The organism is Bartonella sp. MF74HXZ (genome assembly GCF_042194445.1).
Classification (GTDB): domain Bacteria; phylum Pseudomonadota; class Alphaproteobacteria; order Rhizobiales; family Rhizobiaceae; genus Bartonella; species Bartonella grahamii.
This window is the reverse complement of sequence record NZ_JBHIMW010000001.1, coordinates 350040-366260: the sequence shown is the minus strand read 5'-3', so window position 1 is coordinate 366260 and position 16221 is coordinate 350040. Positions and strand designations below refer to the sequence as shown.

General features: G+C 36.1%; 10 protein-coding genes, 1 tRNA gene and 1 pseudogene. 7 read left to right on the top strand and 5 right to left on the bottom strand.

Annotated elements, in window-relative coordinates; genetic code table 11:
- The first annotated feature begins 336 nt into the window (after nucleotides 1-336).
- Both ACFIJ8_RS01470 and ACFIJ8_RS01465 read left to right on the top strand, forming a co-directional pair.
- Nucleotides 337-522 carry a hypothetical protein gene (locus ACFIJ8_RS01470; RefSeq protein ID WP_375638772.1) on the top strand — a complete coding sequence of 62 codons (186 nt, stop codon included), beginning with the start codon at nucleotides 337-339 and terminating at the stop codon, nucleotides 520-522.
- A gap of 173 nt (nucleotides 523-695) precedes the next feature.
- Nucleotides 696-794: pseudogene (locus tag ACFIJ8_RS01465) on the top strand (type II toxin-antitoxin system YafQ family toxin); the annotation flags it as partial.
- Nucleotides 795-938: 144 nt separating this feature from the next.
- Here the strand turns inward: ACFIJ8_RS01465 and ACFIJ8_RS01460 are convergent.
- Nucleotides 939-1014, bottom strand: a tRNA-Phe gene (locus tag ACFIJ8_RS01460).
- Between the two features lie 395 nt (nucleotides 1015-1409).
- Between ACFIJ8_RS01460 and ACFIJ8_RS01455 the strand changes: the two genes are divergently transcribed.
- The 3 genes from ACFIJ8_RS01455 (at nucleotide 1410) to ACFIJ8_RS01445 (ending at nucleotide 5909) form a co-directional block, all read left to right on the top strand.
- On the top strand, nucleotides 1410-2573 hold the full coding sequence (locus ACFIJ8_RS01455) for a phosphoserine transaminase (RefSeq protein WP_273787843.1): 1164 nt from the start codon (nucleotides 1410-1412) through the stop codon (nucleotides 2571-2573).
- Between the two features lie 383 nt (nucleotides 2574-2956).
- Nucleotides 2957-4246 (top strand): adenylosuccinate synthase, encoded by a 1290-nt coding sequence (locus tag ACFIJ8_RS01450; protein WP_375638770.1) that lies wholly within the window; start codon nucleotides 2957-2959, stop codon nucleotides 4244-4246.
- Nucleotides 4247-4487: 241 nt separating this feature from the next.
- Nucleotides 4488-5909 (top strand): hypothetical protein, encoded by a 1422-nt coding sequence (locus ACFIJ8_RS01445; protein WP_375628297.1) that lies wholly within the window; start codon nucleotides 4488-4490, stop codon nucleotides 5907-5909.
- 189 nt (nucleotides 5910-6098) lie between these two features.
- Here the strand turns inward: ACFIJ8_RS01445 and rpoH are convergent, their stop codons facing one another.
- From rpoH to ACFIJ8_RS01430, 3 genes are all read right to left on the bottom strand, one after another.
- Nucleotides 6099-6983: an RNA polymerase sigma factor RpoH gene (gene rpoH / locus ACFIJ8_RS01440; protein ID WP_273787846.1), complete on the bottom strand. Its 885-nt coding sequence runs from the start codon at nucleotides 6981-6983 to the stop codon at nucleotides 6099-6101.
- Between the two features lie 147 nt (nucleotides 6984-7130).
- Complete coding sequence (locus ACFIJ8_RS01435) at nucleotides 7131-8135, bottom strand: RluA family pseudouridine synthase (protein WP_375638767.1); 1005 nt, start codon at nucleotides 8133-8135, stop codon at nucleotides 7131-7133.
- A 29-nt stretch (nucleotides 8136-8164) separates the two neighbouring features.
- Complete coding sequence (locus ACFIJ8_RS01430) at nucleotides 8165-9595, bottom strand: aldehyde dehydrogenase family protein (protein WP_375638765.1); 1431 nt, start codon at nucleotides 9593-9595, stop codon at nucleotides 8165-8167.
- Between the two features lie 470 nt (nucleotides 9596-10065).
- On the opposite strand from ACFIJ8_RS01430, the gene ACFIJ8_RS01425 reads away from it, so the two are divergent.
- Nucleotides 10066-12642 carry a DNA translocase FtsK gene (locus ACFIJ8_RS01425; protein WP_375638763.1) on the top strand — a complete coding sequence of 859 codons (2577 nt, stop codon included), beginning with the start codon at nucleotides 10066-10068 and terminating at the stop codon, nucleotides 12640-12642.
- Nucleotides 12643-13860: 1218 nt separating this feature from the next.
- A complete protein-coding gene (locus tag ACFIJ8_RS01420; RefSeq protein ID WP_375638761.1) occupies nucleotides 13861-15567 on the top strand; it encodes an ATP-binding protein in 1707 nt (568 codons plus the stop codon).
- Between the two features lie 18 nt (nucleotides 15568-15585).
- On the opposite strand, the gene mscL is transcribed toward ACFIJ8_RS01420, so the two are convergent.
- On the bottom strand, nucleotides 15586-15993 hold the full coding sequence (gene mscL / locus ACFIJ8_RS01415) for a large conductance mechanosensitive channel protein MscL (RefSeq protein WP_026500234.1): 408 nt from the start codon (nucleotides 15991-15993) through the stop codon (nucleotides 15586-15588).
- Nucleotides 15994-16221 lie beyond the last annotated feature (228 nt).

The window sequence follows — 16221 nt, the reverse complement described above, 5'->3', positions numbered from 1 at the left end:
AGATGATAGAAACCTATCAAGGTTTAAAGATGATGTCACGCATCATGAAATTGATTGCCTTTATTGTCTTTATGTTTGTAATAGATTTTTCCCGTTTCGTGGACGCCGTAGAGAATAGCTTCTCACACCTCAAAAAGTGGCTAACAAAAAGTTGAAAAACTTTTTCTTTAAGAAAAGAAATTAATATTAATGATAAGTAACACTATGTTTAACTAAGTTAATTTTTTTAACTAAGCTAAATAATGTTAATCATTAAAATTCTTAAAGAGGAAATATTATGAGTGAAAAAATTGACTTATAGCAGCTAAAGTAGATATGAATCTAAAAAGCGCATTTATGGCTATAGCTGAAATAAAACACCGTCCAGCATCTCAAATTTTACGTGATCTTATTCGTGTGTACGTTGAAAATAATAAGATACTCAATAAAGAAACGCTTGAAATTTTTCATAAAAGCGATAGCAATGAAGATGTTTTTTATGCTGAAAATATTGCTGATTTTATTAAGCAACTGGATATCTGATTATGCGTTCAGTGAGTTATTCAGGAAAGTTTAAAAAGGATGTAAAATGAGCAAAAAAGCGTGGAAAAGATATGCGAAAGTTCACAGAAGTTATGTAACTTCTAATTCATAAGAAGCAATTGCTATCTATTTTAAATGATCATATATTACAAGGAAACTAGAAGTCTCATCGAGATCTTCATATAGAACCCGATTGGTTATTAATTTATATAGTTGATGAAAAGCGTGTCCATTTTGATAGGACAGATACGCATTCAGATTTATTTAATTAAGAAGTCGATTATGCCCTTTAAAAAAACTGATTCGCAATACTTGAGAGGCATGTCACAAAATCCTATTCCCTAACCTTTATTTACGAATCCATCATGTTTAAAAAATATAATAAAACAAGATACTAAATAAGGAAAAATAAAAAGTGGTGCCCAGACGCGGATTCGAACCACGGACACGCGGATTTTCAGTCCGCTGCTCTACCAACTGAGCTATCTGGGCATGCTTCATAAAAAATATAAAGCGCTTGCGGTTATAACATTAAAATTTTCTCTGTCCAGTCATCAAAAGAAAAATAATTGATTTTTTAATAAGTTTATCTCCCTATTCTAGAGAGTTATCAATGAATCTTTATCATAAAATAAATTTGATAGGCATATTGGATGCGTTAGTGTATTGTTAGTAGAATGCTGTCTTATCGTGGTGATGATACAAAAAATTAAAAGAATCAATCGAGAAGCATGATTAAGAAAGGTTTTTTGATAAAGTTTCCGTGAATTTTAAGCATACGAAATAATAGAAAGTATTTTGACTTTTTTCTAAAAAGATTATTGATTAGTCTTTATAATAATTTGTTTTTCTTTATAAAGAAAAAAACATCTAAAAGGGGAGAAATAATGATAATGTTACAAAAACCAAGCAGTCGTCCCAATAATACTAATTTTTCTTCAGGTCCTTGTAGCAAACGGCCTGGTTGGACTCTTGATGTTCTTAAAAATGCATTAGTTGGGCGTTCACATAGATCTAGAGAAGCAGAATTAAAACTTGCTGAAGTTATTAATTTAACCCGTGAGATTCTTGAGGTTCCTTCTGATCATCGTATAGGAATTATGCCAGGTTCAGATACCGGTGCTGTTGAGGCTGCTCTATGGTCTCTATTAGGTGAGCGTGGCATTGATATGGCGGCGTGGGAAAGTTTTGGATTTGGGTGGAATAAAGATGTTGTCGAGCAATTAAAGCTTTCTGATGTGCGTCGTTTTGAAGCTCCTTATGGTGAAATACCAGATTTAACACAACTTGACTTTGATCGTGATGTTGTTTTTACATGGAATGGGACAACTTCTGGTGTGCGTATTCCTAATGCAGATTTCATTCCCCATGAGCGGGCTGGATTGACCATTTGTGATGCAACATCTGCAGCTTTTGCGCAATATCTTGATTTTTCAAAATTAGATGTTGTTACTTTTTCATGGCAGAAAGTTTTGGGAGGTGAGGCTGCGCATGGTATGGTGATTTTAAGTCCTCGTGCTGTTGAGAGGCTTGAGAATTATGTTCCAGCTTGGCCTATGCCTCAACTTTTCTATATGACAAAAAATGGAAAATTGAACGAAGATATTTTTAAAGGAAAGATAATCAATACACCTTCTATGCTTTGTGTTGAGGATTTTCTTGATGGGTTGAAGTGGGCAAAATCTCTAGGAGGTGCAGCGGCATTAAGAGCACGGGTGGAGAAAAACTTTTCTGTACTTGATGCTTTTGTTCGCAAAACACCATGGTTAGAATATTTGGCAAAAGATCCTGAAGTGCGTTCTAACACCGCTATTTGTTTAGATATTGTGGATCCAGTGATTACTGCTTTGGATACGGAAAAGCGAGTATCTTTCATAAAAGCGGTTGTGAAACGTCTTGATGAGGAAGGAGTTGCTTATGATATTGGTTCGTATCGCGATGCTCCTCCGGGGCTTCGAATTTGGGCGGGTATAACAATTGAGGCTTCCGATCTTGAAATTTTAACACAATGGCTTGAGTGGGCGTTCCAAGTTGAAAAAGCACAGCTTTAAATAATTACTGGTGATTTTCACAGGGTGTTTTTAAACAGAAAAAGGATACGAGAGATTATGATGATCTTTCGTATTCTTGTATCAGACAAACAGCCTCTAAATATTACATGAATTGTAAAAGATTAAGAGGAGGAATAAATGCTCTGTCAGGTGTTGGATACGCACAAATTAAAATCTCTATTTTTTTACTTTTTGTAGCAAAAATGACAGATTTAAAATATTTTGGTATTTGCTTATCTTTATTATCATAAATTTGAAAATTTAATCACTTGAAGATTGAGAAAAATCTGAAATGAGGAGTCGCACTTGCTCTAAGGTTTCGTTATAAAGAAGTGTTTGTTTTTGAATGCTGGTTTTTTTGACTAAACACGACGGAGAAAGTTATGGCCAATGTAGTTGTTGTCGGTACACAATGGGGTGATGAAGGCAAAGGTAAAATTGTAGATTGGTTGTCTGAGCGAGCAGATATCGTGGTGAGATATCAGGGGGGGCATAATGCTGGCCACACATTGGTTATTGATGGAGTTAGTTATAAATTATCACTTTTACCATCGGGTTTAGTTCGTGGGAAGTTATCAATTATTGGGAATGGTGTTGTAGTTGATCCCCATCATTTTGTAGCAGAGTTAAAAAAACTACGTGATCAGGGCGTGAAAATCACACCGGAAATTTTACGTATTGCTGAAAATGCTCCTTTGATTCTTTCTTTGCATCGTGATCTTGATGCAATTCGAGAAAGCGGTTTATCTGGTTTAAAGATTGGTACAACAAAGCGTGGTATTGGACCGGCTTATGAAGATAAGGTGGGACGTCGTGCTATCCGAGTGATGGATTTAGCAGAAAAAGATACACTCATGGCTAAGATTGAGCGGCTTTTGAGGCATCATAATGCTTTGCGTCGTGGGATGGGTGTTGCAGAGATTGATTCTCAAGCGCTTTATGATGAATTGATGCAAGTTGCGGATAAAGTTTTGCCCTTTATGGATTGTACGTGGCGTCTTTTAGATGAAGGTTATCGAGGAGGGAAACACATTCTTTTTGAAGGTGCGCAAGGTGCTTTACTCGATAATGATTTTGGAACTTATCCGTACGTAACATCATCGAATACAGTTGCTGGGCAGGCATGTACAGGTTCAGGGATGGGACCTAGTGCAATTCATTATGTTTTGGGTATTGCAAAAGCGTATACCACACGTGTTGGAGAAGGGCCTTTTCCTACAGAGCAGATAAATGATATTGGTGAATTTCTGGGAGTGCGTGGGCATGAATTTGGTGTTGTAACGGGTCGAAAGCGTCGATGTGGTTGGTTTGATGCTGTTTTAGTCCGTCAGATGGTAGTAGTTTGCGGTGTTCAAGGTATAGCATTGACAAAACTTGATGTTTTGGATGGTTTGGATGAAATAAAAGTTTGTATTGGTTACGAGCTTGATGGTAGAAGGATTGATTATTTACCTTCTTCCATGGGAGCCCAAGCCCGTGTGAAGCCTATTTATGAAACATTAGAAGGTTGGAAGGAAAAAACAGCCCATGTATTGAGGTGGGAAGATTTACCAATGCAGGCTGTTAAATATATACGCTATATTGAAGAACTGATTAACACAAAAGTGGCTTTATTATCTACGAGTCCAGAACGCGAAGATACTATTCTTATTACAGATCCTTTTGCAAATTGATTATTATTTTTAGGTTTCCATATAGATCTTTTGTTCACTTCTATATCTTTTAACAAAAAGAGCTTTTAAGAGTGCGTGAAAGAAAGGTGTAAAATGACATTGTTTATTTTTCATATTCATTTTACACTATGACAATAGTTGTACCAATATAAATGACAATAAACTTATGAGCCTAAAATAAAGCTGTTTTAGCCTGAGTTCTAGGGGTTCTTTGCTTAGTTTAAGAGAGATTATAGAGGAAATGGTAGATTTCGTTGGAATCTTAAAAAAGGCAATTAATGCACAAAATAATGTTACATCACAAGTGCGTAAGCGAATTTATAAACGGGCTATCGAAACACTAGAATATCAATTTGTAACAGCAAAAATACCACAAGCAATAGCAGATGAACAAAGAAAGATTCTTCATAGTGCTATTGCAACTGTTGAAGAAGAATATTTAGCAGTTGAAAAGAAGTTGCTTTCTTCAGTTATTGGATGGGATCCCACAAATATAAACGAAGATAAGAAATATACAAAAAAAACTATATTACCAAAGAATAATGAATTTTCAGTGGTAGACATAAAAAGAAAGCAGGATTTTGTTACACATCCAAAGGATAGCAAGTTATTTGATGAGCCTTGGGTATCAGATATACCAGATGCAGAGCCTGTTAATATGGAGGCTGATGTACCTTCTCAGCATGTTAATAGCTGTGAGTTAAAGATTTCTTCGTCGCAAGAAGATAATCCTCATATTGTTTCGCATATTTTTTCTCAGGCTTTACGTCGTGCTAATAAATCATTGGTGCAAAGGCGTATTGTGATAAGTGCTGTTTCTGTTGTTAGTTTTGCTGTTTTTACTATTGGTATTTTTTTTATTGGTGGGCGTGTATTTGTATCAAATGATCATCAAGTGTTAGGAGAAAATCTTCAAGTTTCTCACGAAGTACCAAAGGCACTTTCGGTTAAGAGAAAGTTAACACAACGTTTATTAGAGGATGGGAGTGAAATTGATGTCGGTTTAAAACAAGCGACAGATTCTTCGGATGAAGAAGGAGTCTCAACCGTTGTTTCCAGCAATTTGCAATCTCTTGATAAATTAGGTGAAGCTGTTTTTTATCAAGCACGTACAAATTATGATGCAGAAAAGATAGCAACCGGAAGTGTTCGCTGGACGCTTATAAAGGAGTCTTATGTGAAGGGGGCTCCAGAAGAAACAGCCATACAAGGTGATATAACAATTCCTGATGAAGGGCTATCATTACGGTTAATTTTACGTCGCAATACCGATCGGTCATTTCCTGCTGCATATATTATGGATCTTATTTTTATTCTTTCTGATAAATTCTCAGGGAAAGCTATAAGCAGTGTTCAAGCATTAACCTTTAAAGCAAGTGAACAATCTATTGGGCAGCCTTTAGTAAGAACTATTTCTACAAAAATTAACGATGATTTTTTTCTTGTTGCATTGAGTGGTAATCATCCATTTCTTGATCGAAATTTGCAATTGATGCGAGAATTAGATTGGGTGCGTTTAGTGTTAACGGATAAAAACGGACGTATAAATGAATTAACTTTTGCAAAAGGACCAACAGGTGAGTCTATTTTCAATAAAGTTATTGGACAATGGCTTGCACAACAAGATAAGTTAACAGTTCTTGATCAGAAAAATAAAACATAGATGCAAATAAAATAAAAGGTTATTTCTCGATATTGATTTTTATTAGTTATATCAAACACGCTTAATAAAATTGTACTATAACTCAAAGGATTCTACAGACTAATTTACAAGTACAAAGCCAATATACGCTTTTCTCATTTCTACTTTAAAAATGCGCAAACAATTGGCTTCATACCTAATTCTAAAGTATTATACTTGACTTTGAGATAAAGCGGAATCTCTGATAGAATTTTGCACTTTTTCAAATGCACGCATTTCAATTTGCCTTACTCGTTCTCGACTAATGTTAAATTCACCAGAGAGTTCTTCTAGAGTTAATGGTATATCATTTAAACGACGTGCTTTGAATATACGTTTTTCACGTTCATTGAGATTGTCCATGGCATTTATAAGCATGGAACGACGATTCTCCAATTCACTTTTTTCAATTAAAACTTGCTCTTGATCGTTAGATTCATCCACCAACCAATCTTGCAACTCGCTATTTTCCCCTTCTTTTGTACGAAGGGGTGCGTTGAGTGAAGTGTCACCACCAAGTCGGCGGTTCATTGATATAACTTCATCTTCTGAGACATTCAACTGAGTTGCAATTTCTTTTACTTGTTCTGCATTGAGATCACCGTTATCAAGTGCTTGAAGTTTACTTTTTAATTTACGAAGGTTAAAAAACAAGCGCTTTTGATTAGCTGTTGTCCCCATCTTCACCAAACTCCAAGACCGCAATACATATTCTTGGATTGATGCTTTAATCCACCATATTGCATAGGTTGCAAGACGAAAACCACGTTCTGGCTCAAAACGCTTAACAGCTTGCATGAGTCCAACATTGCCTTCTGAAATGACTTCCCCAATGGGGAGTCCATAGCCGCGATATCCCATCGCGATTTTAGCTACAAGACGCAAATGACTGGTTACTAGCCTATGCGCTGCTTTTAAATCATTATGCTCACGGTAACGTTGAGCTAACATATATTCTTCTTTTGGATCAAGCATTGGAAAACGACGTACTTCTTCCAAATAACGGTTTAATCCACCATCGCCTGCGGTTACTGATAACAAATTCATATGGGCCATAATAGCACCCTCCTTTTGTCTGAATTCCCTGATAAGGCAAATTCTATGTTTCAGATAGTAACACCTGTGTACATTCACTTTAGCATATTTTTCAATTTTGTTCAAAAAAAGATATTTTATTGTGAAATCTTGAGAAGGAGAAAAGTTTCAATTCATTTTTTTAAAATGCTTAATAAGTTTAGCCATATCTTGAGGTAGTGGTGCGGAAAACGACATAACTTTACCGGTAGAAGGGTGTTCAAAAGTGAGACTTGCGGCATGAAGTGCCTGTCTGTTGAGTTGATCGATTGCATTTCTAATAGTGGGGTTGAATGCGTTTGATTTTGTTTTAAAGGCGTTTCCATAAACTGTATCGCCTATGAGTGGATGCCCAATATGAGCCATATGAACACGGATTTGATGGGTGCGTCCAGTTTCCAAGCGACATTCCAGAAGGCTAGCAAAAGATGTTGAGTCTGCATGAGAGCCATATTTTTCTAGCAAAGAAAAATGTGTAACAGCATGACGAGCATAAGGGTTTTGGTTATGGATAACAGCTTGCTTTGTTCGGTTGTGGGGCGAACGGCCAAGTGATGCATCAATTGTCCAAACATTGCGGTGAGGTGTCCCCCAAATCAAGGCATGATAGCGTCGATCTAATGCACAGGTACGTCCATGATCAGAAAATTGAGCACTGAGACTTTTATGAGCCAGATCATTTTTTGCAACAACCATAACACCACTTGTATTTTTATCGAGACGATGGACAATGCCAGGGCGTTTAACACCACCTATACCAGATAAACTATTACCACAGTGATAAATAAGGGCATTAACCAACGTACCGGTCCAATTTCCATTGCCAGGATGAACAACAAGACCTGCTGGTTTGTTAATAACAATGATATGATCATCTTCAAAAAGGATGTCCAATGCAATAGCTTCAGCACTAGGTTCTGCATCACGAAGGTCAGGCATTGCCAATTCAATTATTTGCTTAGGTCTTAATTTTGTTTTTGGTTCTTTTATGAATTGACCATCAATTTTAAGATAGCCTTCACGGATGAGGGTTTGCAAACGTGAACGTGAGAACACATTATGATATTGTTTTGCTAGCCACTGATCAAGACGTTGCCCAAGAGCACCTTCATCCGTTATTTTTTGTATTACCATACGATTCCTATTAAGTTTTTAATAAGATTTTACCAGTACGAAATTGCTTTACTATCGAGGAATTCTTTAATTCCCCAATGTCCCCCTTCACGGGCGCGTCCAGAAAATTTTACACCTCCAAAATAGCTTCCACTGGGTAATCCATGCCCGTTAACTTCTACCATACCAGAGCGTACTTGTGCCGCAATACGACGACATTTGTTGCGATCTTGTGATTGAATATAGTTTGTAAGACCATACTCAGTGTCATTCGTTAAAGCGACAGCTTCTTCTTCTGTATTAAAAGCAAGAATCGAGAGAACTGGACCAAAGATTTCTTCTTTGAAAATACGCATATGAGGTTTTACATCAGCAAAGACTGTTGGACGGACATAATAACCGCGTTCAATTCCTCTTGGTAAACCAGTTCCGCCTGCAACAAGAGTTGCACCATCATCAATTCCCGATTGGATAAGATCTTGAATTTTATCATATTGTTTTTTTGAAACGACGGGACCAATATGATTTCCTTCTTGGCAATTTGGTCCTACTTTTGTTGTTTCTGCAATATCTTTAGCTATTTTTATGGCTTTGTCATAGATGCTTTGTTCCACAAGCATACGAGTGGGTGCATTACAGCTTTGTCCACTATTATAAAAGCAATGTCGCACACCACGTTGAATAGCATCTGAGTCGGAATCAGCAAAGATAATATTCGCTCCTTTTCCCCCAAGTTCCAGACAGACTCTTTTTAAAGTAGCGCTAGCATTTTTAGAAATATCTTTTCCTGCTCTAGTTGAACCAGTAAAGCTAATCATTTCTAGATCTGGATGTGCTGAGAGGTAAGAGCCGACAGTTGTACCATCACCATTGATTAAATTAAAAACACCGGCAGGGAGCGCAGCTTCATCTAAAAATTCAGCAAAAAGCATAGCAGAAAGAGGCGCAATTTCAGAGGGCTTTAATACCATGGTACAGCCAGCCAAGAGAGCAGGGATAACTTTAAGAGTTACTTGATTCATGGGCCAATTCCATGGCGTAATTAATCCTACGACGCCGATAGGGTCGTAGTGAAGAATTGCTTGTTCATTTCCCTTTATTAAAGTTTCTTGAAACGAGAACTCTTTATAAGCTTCGATAAAATTGCGAATGTGGGAACTGCCAGTTGCGGTTTGCGCATTAAGTGCCATATCAATAGGTGCTCCCATTTCCATTGAAATGGTTTTTGCCATCTCTTTAGAGCGTTTTTCATAGATATTTAGAATTTTTTCAACGAACCCAAGACGCTCACTTGGTGACGTTGTTTTCCATTTTTGAAACGCTTCTTTAGCTGCGTTAATTGCTTTATCGGCATCTTCTGTACTTCCAAGGCTAATGACAGCACAAGCCTCTTCTGTTGATGGATTAATGACGTCAAAATCGTGAGGAGTGCTTGGGTCCTCCCATAGACCATTGATATAAAATTTCCGTTTATTAAACATAATTCACTCCCTTTTTTCTATTTGTGTTTATTTAATTATGATTATCTTAGTCTAAGCCGTTTTAAACGAGGATAACAAGGGTAATCTTATAAAAACGCGAGAAATTAGATTGTATCATGATAACTGAGCATGGAGAATTCAACAGAGCAATGCTTATATACCCATTTGTATTATTAGGACTAATTGCTTTTATGAAATGAGAGAGAAAGAGAGCTATAGATAATTTTCTTGAAGCTTTTTTATCCTGAAGTTTTCTTCAAAAAAAATGAAATACGAGCTCTATGACATCATAAACGAGACAATTTATATCGTAAATATGCAGAAGAGAGATTATGAATATGCATTATGGCATTATTTTTTTTCATTAAAAAGTAACCATCAGCAAAAGGTTATTAACCTTCGTATGATAGTTTCTACGAATTCTTTTTGAAAAGGTTATTTTTCTCATTGCTATAAATTTGTTGGGTGCCATGCATAATTCGAAAACAAAATCTATTTCTACGCCTTCTTTTTCTGATGATGGTACGAAAGGTGCATCAAGAGAAGATTTATCTGTTAAGATTACTGAGATATTTCCTTATCCGGAAGTATGGAAAAAGGCATTTACCCTCGGAAAAAATGTCCGTTTCACGCGAACCCCAGAAGTTGAGATTTTGCGTCGTCGTATAGAAACAGATCCAGTTTTTGCAAAGCAGTTTAAAATTTTTACGAAGCAAGATCAAAAAAAAATTACAGATACAGATATTGTACGTTGTAACAAGAAAACAACAAGCGTTTCATCGACAAAAAAAGTCATTAATCCTCAATCAATAGAAAATAAAACGTCGGTTTGTCATTCAACAGTTTTGAAGCAGTTGTCACGACAAGTTACTCGTATACCATCAGAAAATATCCCTCTTGAGGAGGGTAAACAAGAGCATAAATTACAAGTAGAAAATGTGCTACAAAAAATGAATCCTGCGTGGCATCTTTCCGATGATGCATTTTTTGAATGCGTATCTTTGATATTTGAACATATGGATACTCAAACTTCAAAAGAGGATCAAACATCGATTGACACGACAAATAAAATTACATCCGATATTCCTTCTGTCTTTGATGAGTCAATAACTGCTCTTTACCGTGTTCTTGAATACCGCTTTCCGCAACTCTATGATTCCATTACATCGGAATCTCCAGCGGAAAGAATGCGAGGCGTTGAGCAAATTTCTGATTTAATGCATACAAATAATGATATTACTAAAGAATGTCATTCTAAGCTTTCTGTTGAAGATTCCGCTCATACGTTAAGTAATGCAAGGGCGTTAAACGATACTGAGGCACTAAGCGACGCTGAGTCTAGTATAGAGACGAAAAAAACCAATAATATTGTCGATTGCATAACAAAGAATGTCACACCAAATTTAAAAGATTTGTCTGTGATGCAAGCAAACGGTAAAACGAAAATATTGCAATCTGCCCGCGTGCCATTAAGCAATTATGATTCTGCTTTTATGCAAAATATTCAATCTATTGACAGTGATGCTTATGAGTTTCCTCCAATCAATTTATTACAGGAACCTGTTTTTCATGAAGGTACGATGATTCCTCAGGAAACATTGGAACGCGGTGCTGGGTTTTTGGAAAGTGTTTTGGAAGATTTTGGCATTAAGGGTGAAGTTATCCATGTACATCCAGGTCCAGTGGTTACAATGTATGAATTTGAGCCTGCTGCGGGTGTAAAGTCATCGCGCGTTATTAATCTTTCTGATGATATTGCGCGTTCTATGTCTGCTATTTCTACACGCGTTGCTGTCATTCCTGGACGGAATGTTATTGGGATTGAGTTACCCAACGCGGTTCGTGAAACCGTTTATCTACGGGAATTAATTCAAACACGTTCTTTTCGTGAAAGTGAATTTAAACTTGCTCTTGCTTTGGGGAAAGGGATTAGTGGTGAGCCGGTCATTGTAGAATTAGCAAAAATGCCTCATTTATTGGTTGCAGGAACAACAGGATCAGGAAAGTCTGTAGCAATTAATACAATGATTTTGTCGATTCTTTATCGTATGACACCAAAACAGTGTCGTTTGATCATGGTTGATCCTAAAATGCTAGAGCTCTCTGTTTATGATGGCATTCCACATCTTTTAACACCTGTTGTAACAGATCCTAAAAAAGCAGTAACAGCTTTAAAATGGGCGGTTCGTGAAATGGAAGAGCGTTATCGCAAAATGGCTAAGTTAGGTGTACGTAATATTGATGGTTTTAATGCACGTGTTGCACTTGCGGCTCAAAAAGGTGAAACGATCATGTGTACTGTACAGTCGGGTTTTGATAAGGAAACAGGGGAAATGCTTTATCATGAAGAAGCCATGGATCTGACGCAGCTTCCTTATATTGTTGTGATTGTTGATGAGATGGCTGATCTCATGATGGTGGCAGGGAAAGAAATAGAGAATGCCATTCAGCGCTTAGCACAAATGGCGCGTGCGGCTGGTATTCATCTTATTATGGCAACGCAGCGCCCTTCTGTTGATGTTATCACAGGGACAATTAAAGCGAACTTTCCTACCCGCATTTCCTTTCAAGTGACATCAAAAATTGACAGTCGTACGATCCTAGGTGAACAAGGTGCTGAAACGCTTTTAGGTCAAGGAGATATGCTTCATATGGCAGGTGGGGGACGTATTGTACGCGTTCATGGACCGTTTGTCTCTGATGAAGAAGTTGAATCCATTGTTGCACATCTTAAACTGCAAGGAAAACCTGATTATTTAGCAACCGTCACAGATAACGAAGATGATAACAAAGAGGATGCTTCTGCCGATTCAACGGTTGAAGTTTCTGAGGAAGAAAATTTTGATGAAGAGGGAGAGGAGCTTTATAATCAAGCTGTAAAGATTGTTATGCGTGATAAAAAATGTTCAACATCTTATATTCAGCGCCGACTTTCAATCGGCTATAATAAAGCAGCTTCTCTTGTTGAGCGGATGGAAGAAAAAGGCATTGTTGGAGCCGCTAATCATGTGGGAAAACGTGAAATTTTACTCAATGCAGGGAAATAAAAAAGCATATTAAAATGTGCGATTTAAAATATGCGATTTTTAAAATGTTTGACAGTTATTATTTAAATAGCGAATGCTTGTTTTATTTTTCAAAGCAGATGTGACCATGTATTTATTTTTATAATAATATTAAAAAATTGAGTGGAGAGTAATAAAGCAAAAGCGATCTTTTGACTGCTGATACCAAAAGGGGAGATATTTTTAACATTTCTAGATGATCTGGAATGTAAAGAAATTAAACAAATCTTTGTATGAGAACAGATGATTTTTGTTCTCTTTTCTGATTGCAGAAAAGTTCTTTGGTTAAATAATGCAGTGGTATATTTTTTTGTTTTCTCTTCCTATAGCGGTTCTGATGAAAGAAAGGTCTTTTGGGGATTATGGAGAGCATCATAAGAAGAGTATCCAATATGCAAGTTTTGTTGCATTGGGTGCTTTAAAGCACTATGCTAAATTTGTTATTATTTGATATTATTGGTACAAGAAAGGTGTTCTTACGAGAAACTTTATTTGAAAAAGAAATTTTAATTTCTATTTTTATAATGCAATTTATTGATTTATAATAATAATTTATCATTATAAGTATTGAATGAAAGTTTCAAATATCGTAAGATTTTTTCATTTCAAATTTGTTTCTGTTGAAACAAATAAAACGATTTTCTTGCGCATCATAATAATGTAGGGGTAAAAAAGTTAAAAAAAAGAAATAAAAATGCCGCTTATGAACGCCTTCAAATGCCAAGAACTATTGGTGACATTAGGGGTTAAAATTAGTATAATGATGGTCCTAACCAGCTCTTTATATAAGCATAAAAATGTAATGTACAATGCTTTGCTTAATGTACAATGCCTTGCTATCTGTTATGGGGGCCTTTACATTACACCATTTACGGATGCCGTCGTAAAATAAGCTTGGGGAGCTTGGGAGATATCTTTTTAAAACAGGCACATGAATGCGTAAAATAAGTGTATTCTTTTTGAGTCCTATTTATGCGAGGGAGATGTTACCATTATTGTAACAAGATTTGTTACAATAATCGGTGAATAAGTAACAGGAGTTGGAGGATTCTTTTTATTCTTGTTTTGTTGATGAAACAGTCAAAATTTTGCTACAGACAATTGATATGAGATATCAAGTTATTTTAACCAGAACAGGTAATTGTAAACAAATTAGCATTATTTATTTGAGAGTAAATCCAACACTTTTTAGTTTTAGTTATGCCATTAAAAGCAGATGAATTGAAGTTAAATACAAATGAATTAAAATGTCAGCAAGGAGCTTTTCGTTTTACACCAGAGCTTTTGCCTCGGCCTTTTACTTGGGAAATCGATCATAATGGTTTATTTTGTGAAGTCTCAAAAGAGCTAGCTGAAGTTGTTGGTCCTCTCTCTTCCTCTATTTTAGGATGTAGCTTTCATGAGCTTGCTCATCAATTTAATGATGATCGATATCTGGTTCTCAGTCATTTTATTGAAGCTGCTATGCCTTGGAGTAAAGAGATTGTTCAATGGCCTGTTGATGGTTGCTTACAATGGCTTGATGTTGAGTTGTCGGCTTTGCCAATTTTTGATGTTAAAAAGCAGCTTAAGGGGTTTCGTGGCTTTGGTGTTTTAAAAATACGAAAAAAAGTCCAAGAAAAAAGAGATGAAAAGCTGGAAACAGAAATGCCATGTCTTACGGAGATAGAACGTTCAGCTTTTCATGAAATTGCAGAGAAATTACGTGATGAATTGAATTCATCGGTAAAAGAAAAAAAATTAGTTGAAGAAACAGCTATTCAGTTACCATATACACAAACATTGCCGGTAAATGCTATAGAACAAGCTCTCATAAAAGAGCCCGCAGCAGTTTTATCATTGTTGGATACAGCAACAGATGGTGTTTTATGGTTGGATGAAGAGGGCTTTATTCAATCAGCAAGTAGGGCAGCCTTAGCATTAATGGGTTATGAAATAAATGAACTACGAGGGCAGCCACTCTCTTCATTATTTACTTTGCAAAGCCGATTTTTTGTTGAAAAATATTTTAAATCAATCCGTGTGGAGGGGAAAAATCAGGTTTTAAATCGCAGAGAAACAGCTGATTTAATGACGAAAAATCATAAAAATATAACCGTTTTGATAACGATTGTATTTTTGGCACAGCAAGGCAATTATGCTGTTATGTTGCGTGATAGGACACAAACAGTTCCATCAGGAGGAAAAAAAGCAGAAGAGGATAAAATTGTTGGGGTTGTTCATGAAATACGAACACCTTTGAATGCTCTTATTGGTTTTGCAGAAATTATGAGAGAAGGCCGTTTTGGTTCGATAGAAAATGAGCGCTATCGTGGATATTTACGCGATATTATTTCCTCTGGAAAACATATATTATTGCTGATTAATCAATTACTAGAGTGCTCGAAGATAAATTATTCTGGTTCCAATAACCAGATTGATTCTTCCATTATTTCTGAAACATTTGATGTGATATCTTGTTTACGTGCGACGATAGCTTTTCTTGAAACTCAAGCCAATCAGAACGGCATTATCATGCGTATTGTTGCTCCACCTCATGTTCCATTTATTCCTGTATCACAACAAGTGTTTCGCCAGATTATATGGAATCTTCTTTCCAATGCTATTCGTTTTACACCTTTGGGTGGACAGATCATTGTTCACGTTTCTTATAGAAAAGAACGTGTAAAAATTTCAGTGAGTGATAATGGTATAGGGATGAACGAAGAAGAGATTGTGCAGGCACTGAAACCTTATGGTCAAGTAGAGCGCAAAGATGGCCGATCTGGTGATAGCGCTTTTATAGGAACAGGCTTAGGCCTCCCAATGTGTAAAGCAATGGTGGAAGAAAGAGGAGGACAATTTTTATTGTTCTCAAAACCCAATCATGGAACAACTGTGGAAATGTTTTTTCCTCGTGTTCCATGATGTAAATCTTGTATAAAATTATTTTTTCTTAGCCAAAAGATCTCTAATTTCTGTTAAAAGTTGTTCTTCTGAAGACGTTTTTTTTGGGCTTTCTTCTTCTTTTCTACGGATTTTATTCATAGCTTTAACGAATAAAAAAAGAACCCAAGCAATAATGAGAAAATTGATAAGTAAAGTAATAAAGTGTCCATAGCTAATGGTTGCTCCAGCTGCTTTGGCGGCACTCAATGTTGCTTGTTTTTCACCAGCAAGTTGAATAAACATATTAGAAAAATCAATTCCACCTGTAATCAGTCCAATGATTGGCATAAAAATATCATTGACAATTGAGTTGACCAAGCTACCAAAAGCGCCCCCTATAATCACACCGATAGCAAGATCAATCATATTACCTTTTAGGGCAAATTCTTTGAATTCTTTCAGCATTGCGTTTTCCCCTTTATGTAAGCGATATACGGTAATTTACTTACCGCTTTTGATGAAAAAGGAAAGGGCAGATTTTATTTTTAGGATTATATTACAATATTAATATTATTTTCAAAGAACTTTATAAGGTTTAATAAAGAGCATTAGGGCTCTATTTGAATGTACATAGAACATTGCCTAGAAAAAAGCTTTTTTGATAAAAACTATATCTGCTTTTTTTAAAAGAAA

Bases quoted from the DNA above. Each gene is read 5' to 3' on its own strand.
- ACFIJ8_RS01470 (WP_375638772.1), top strand. From the start codon at position 337: ATGGCTATAGCTGAAATAAAACACCGTCCAGCATCTCAAATTTTACGT.
- ACFIJ8_RS01455 (WP_273787843.1), top strand. From the start codon at position 1,410: ATGATAATGTTACAAAAACCAAGCAGTCGTCCCAATAATACTAATTTT.
- ACFIJ8_RS01450 (WP_375638770.1), top strand. From the start codon at position 2,957: ATGGCCAATGTAGTTGTTGTCGGTACACAATGGGGTGATGAAGGCAAA.
- ACFIJ8_RS01445 (WP_375628297.1), top strand. From the start codon at position 4,488: ATGGTAGATTTCGTTGGAATCTTAAAAAAGGCAATTAATGCACAAAAT.
- rpoH (WP_273787846.1), bottom strand. From the start codon at position 6,983: ATGGCCCATATGAATTTGTTATCAGTAACCGCAGGCGATGGTGGATTA.
- ACFIJ8_RS01435 (WP_375638767.1), bottom strand. From the start codon at position 8,135: ATGGTAATACAAAAAATAACGGATGAAGGTGCTCTTGGGCAACGTCTT.
- ACFIJ8_RS01430 (WP_375638765.1), bottom strand. From the start codon at position 9,595: ATGTTTAATAAACGGAAATTTTATATCAATGGTCTATGGGAGGACCCA.
- ACFIJ8_RS01425 (WP_375638763.1), top strand. From the start codon at position 10,066: ATGCATAATTCGAAAACAAAATCTATTTCTACGCCTTCTTTTTCTGAT.
- ACFIJ8_RS01420 (WP_375638761.1), top strand. From the start codon at position 13,861: ATGCCATTAAAAGCAGATGAATTGAAGTTAAATACAAATGAATTAAAA.
- mscL (WP_026500234.1), bottom strand. From the start codon at position 15,993: ATGCTGAAAGAATTCAAAGAATTTGCCCTAAAAGGTAATATGATTGAT.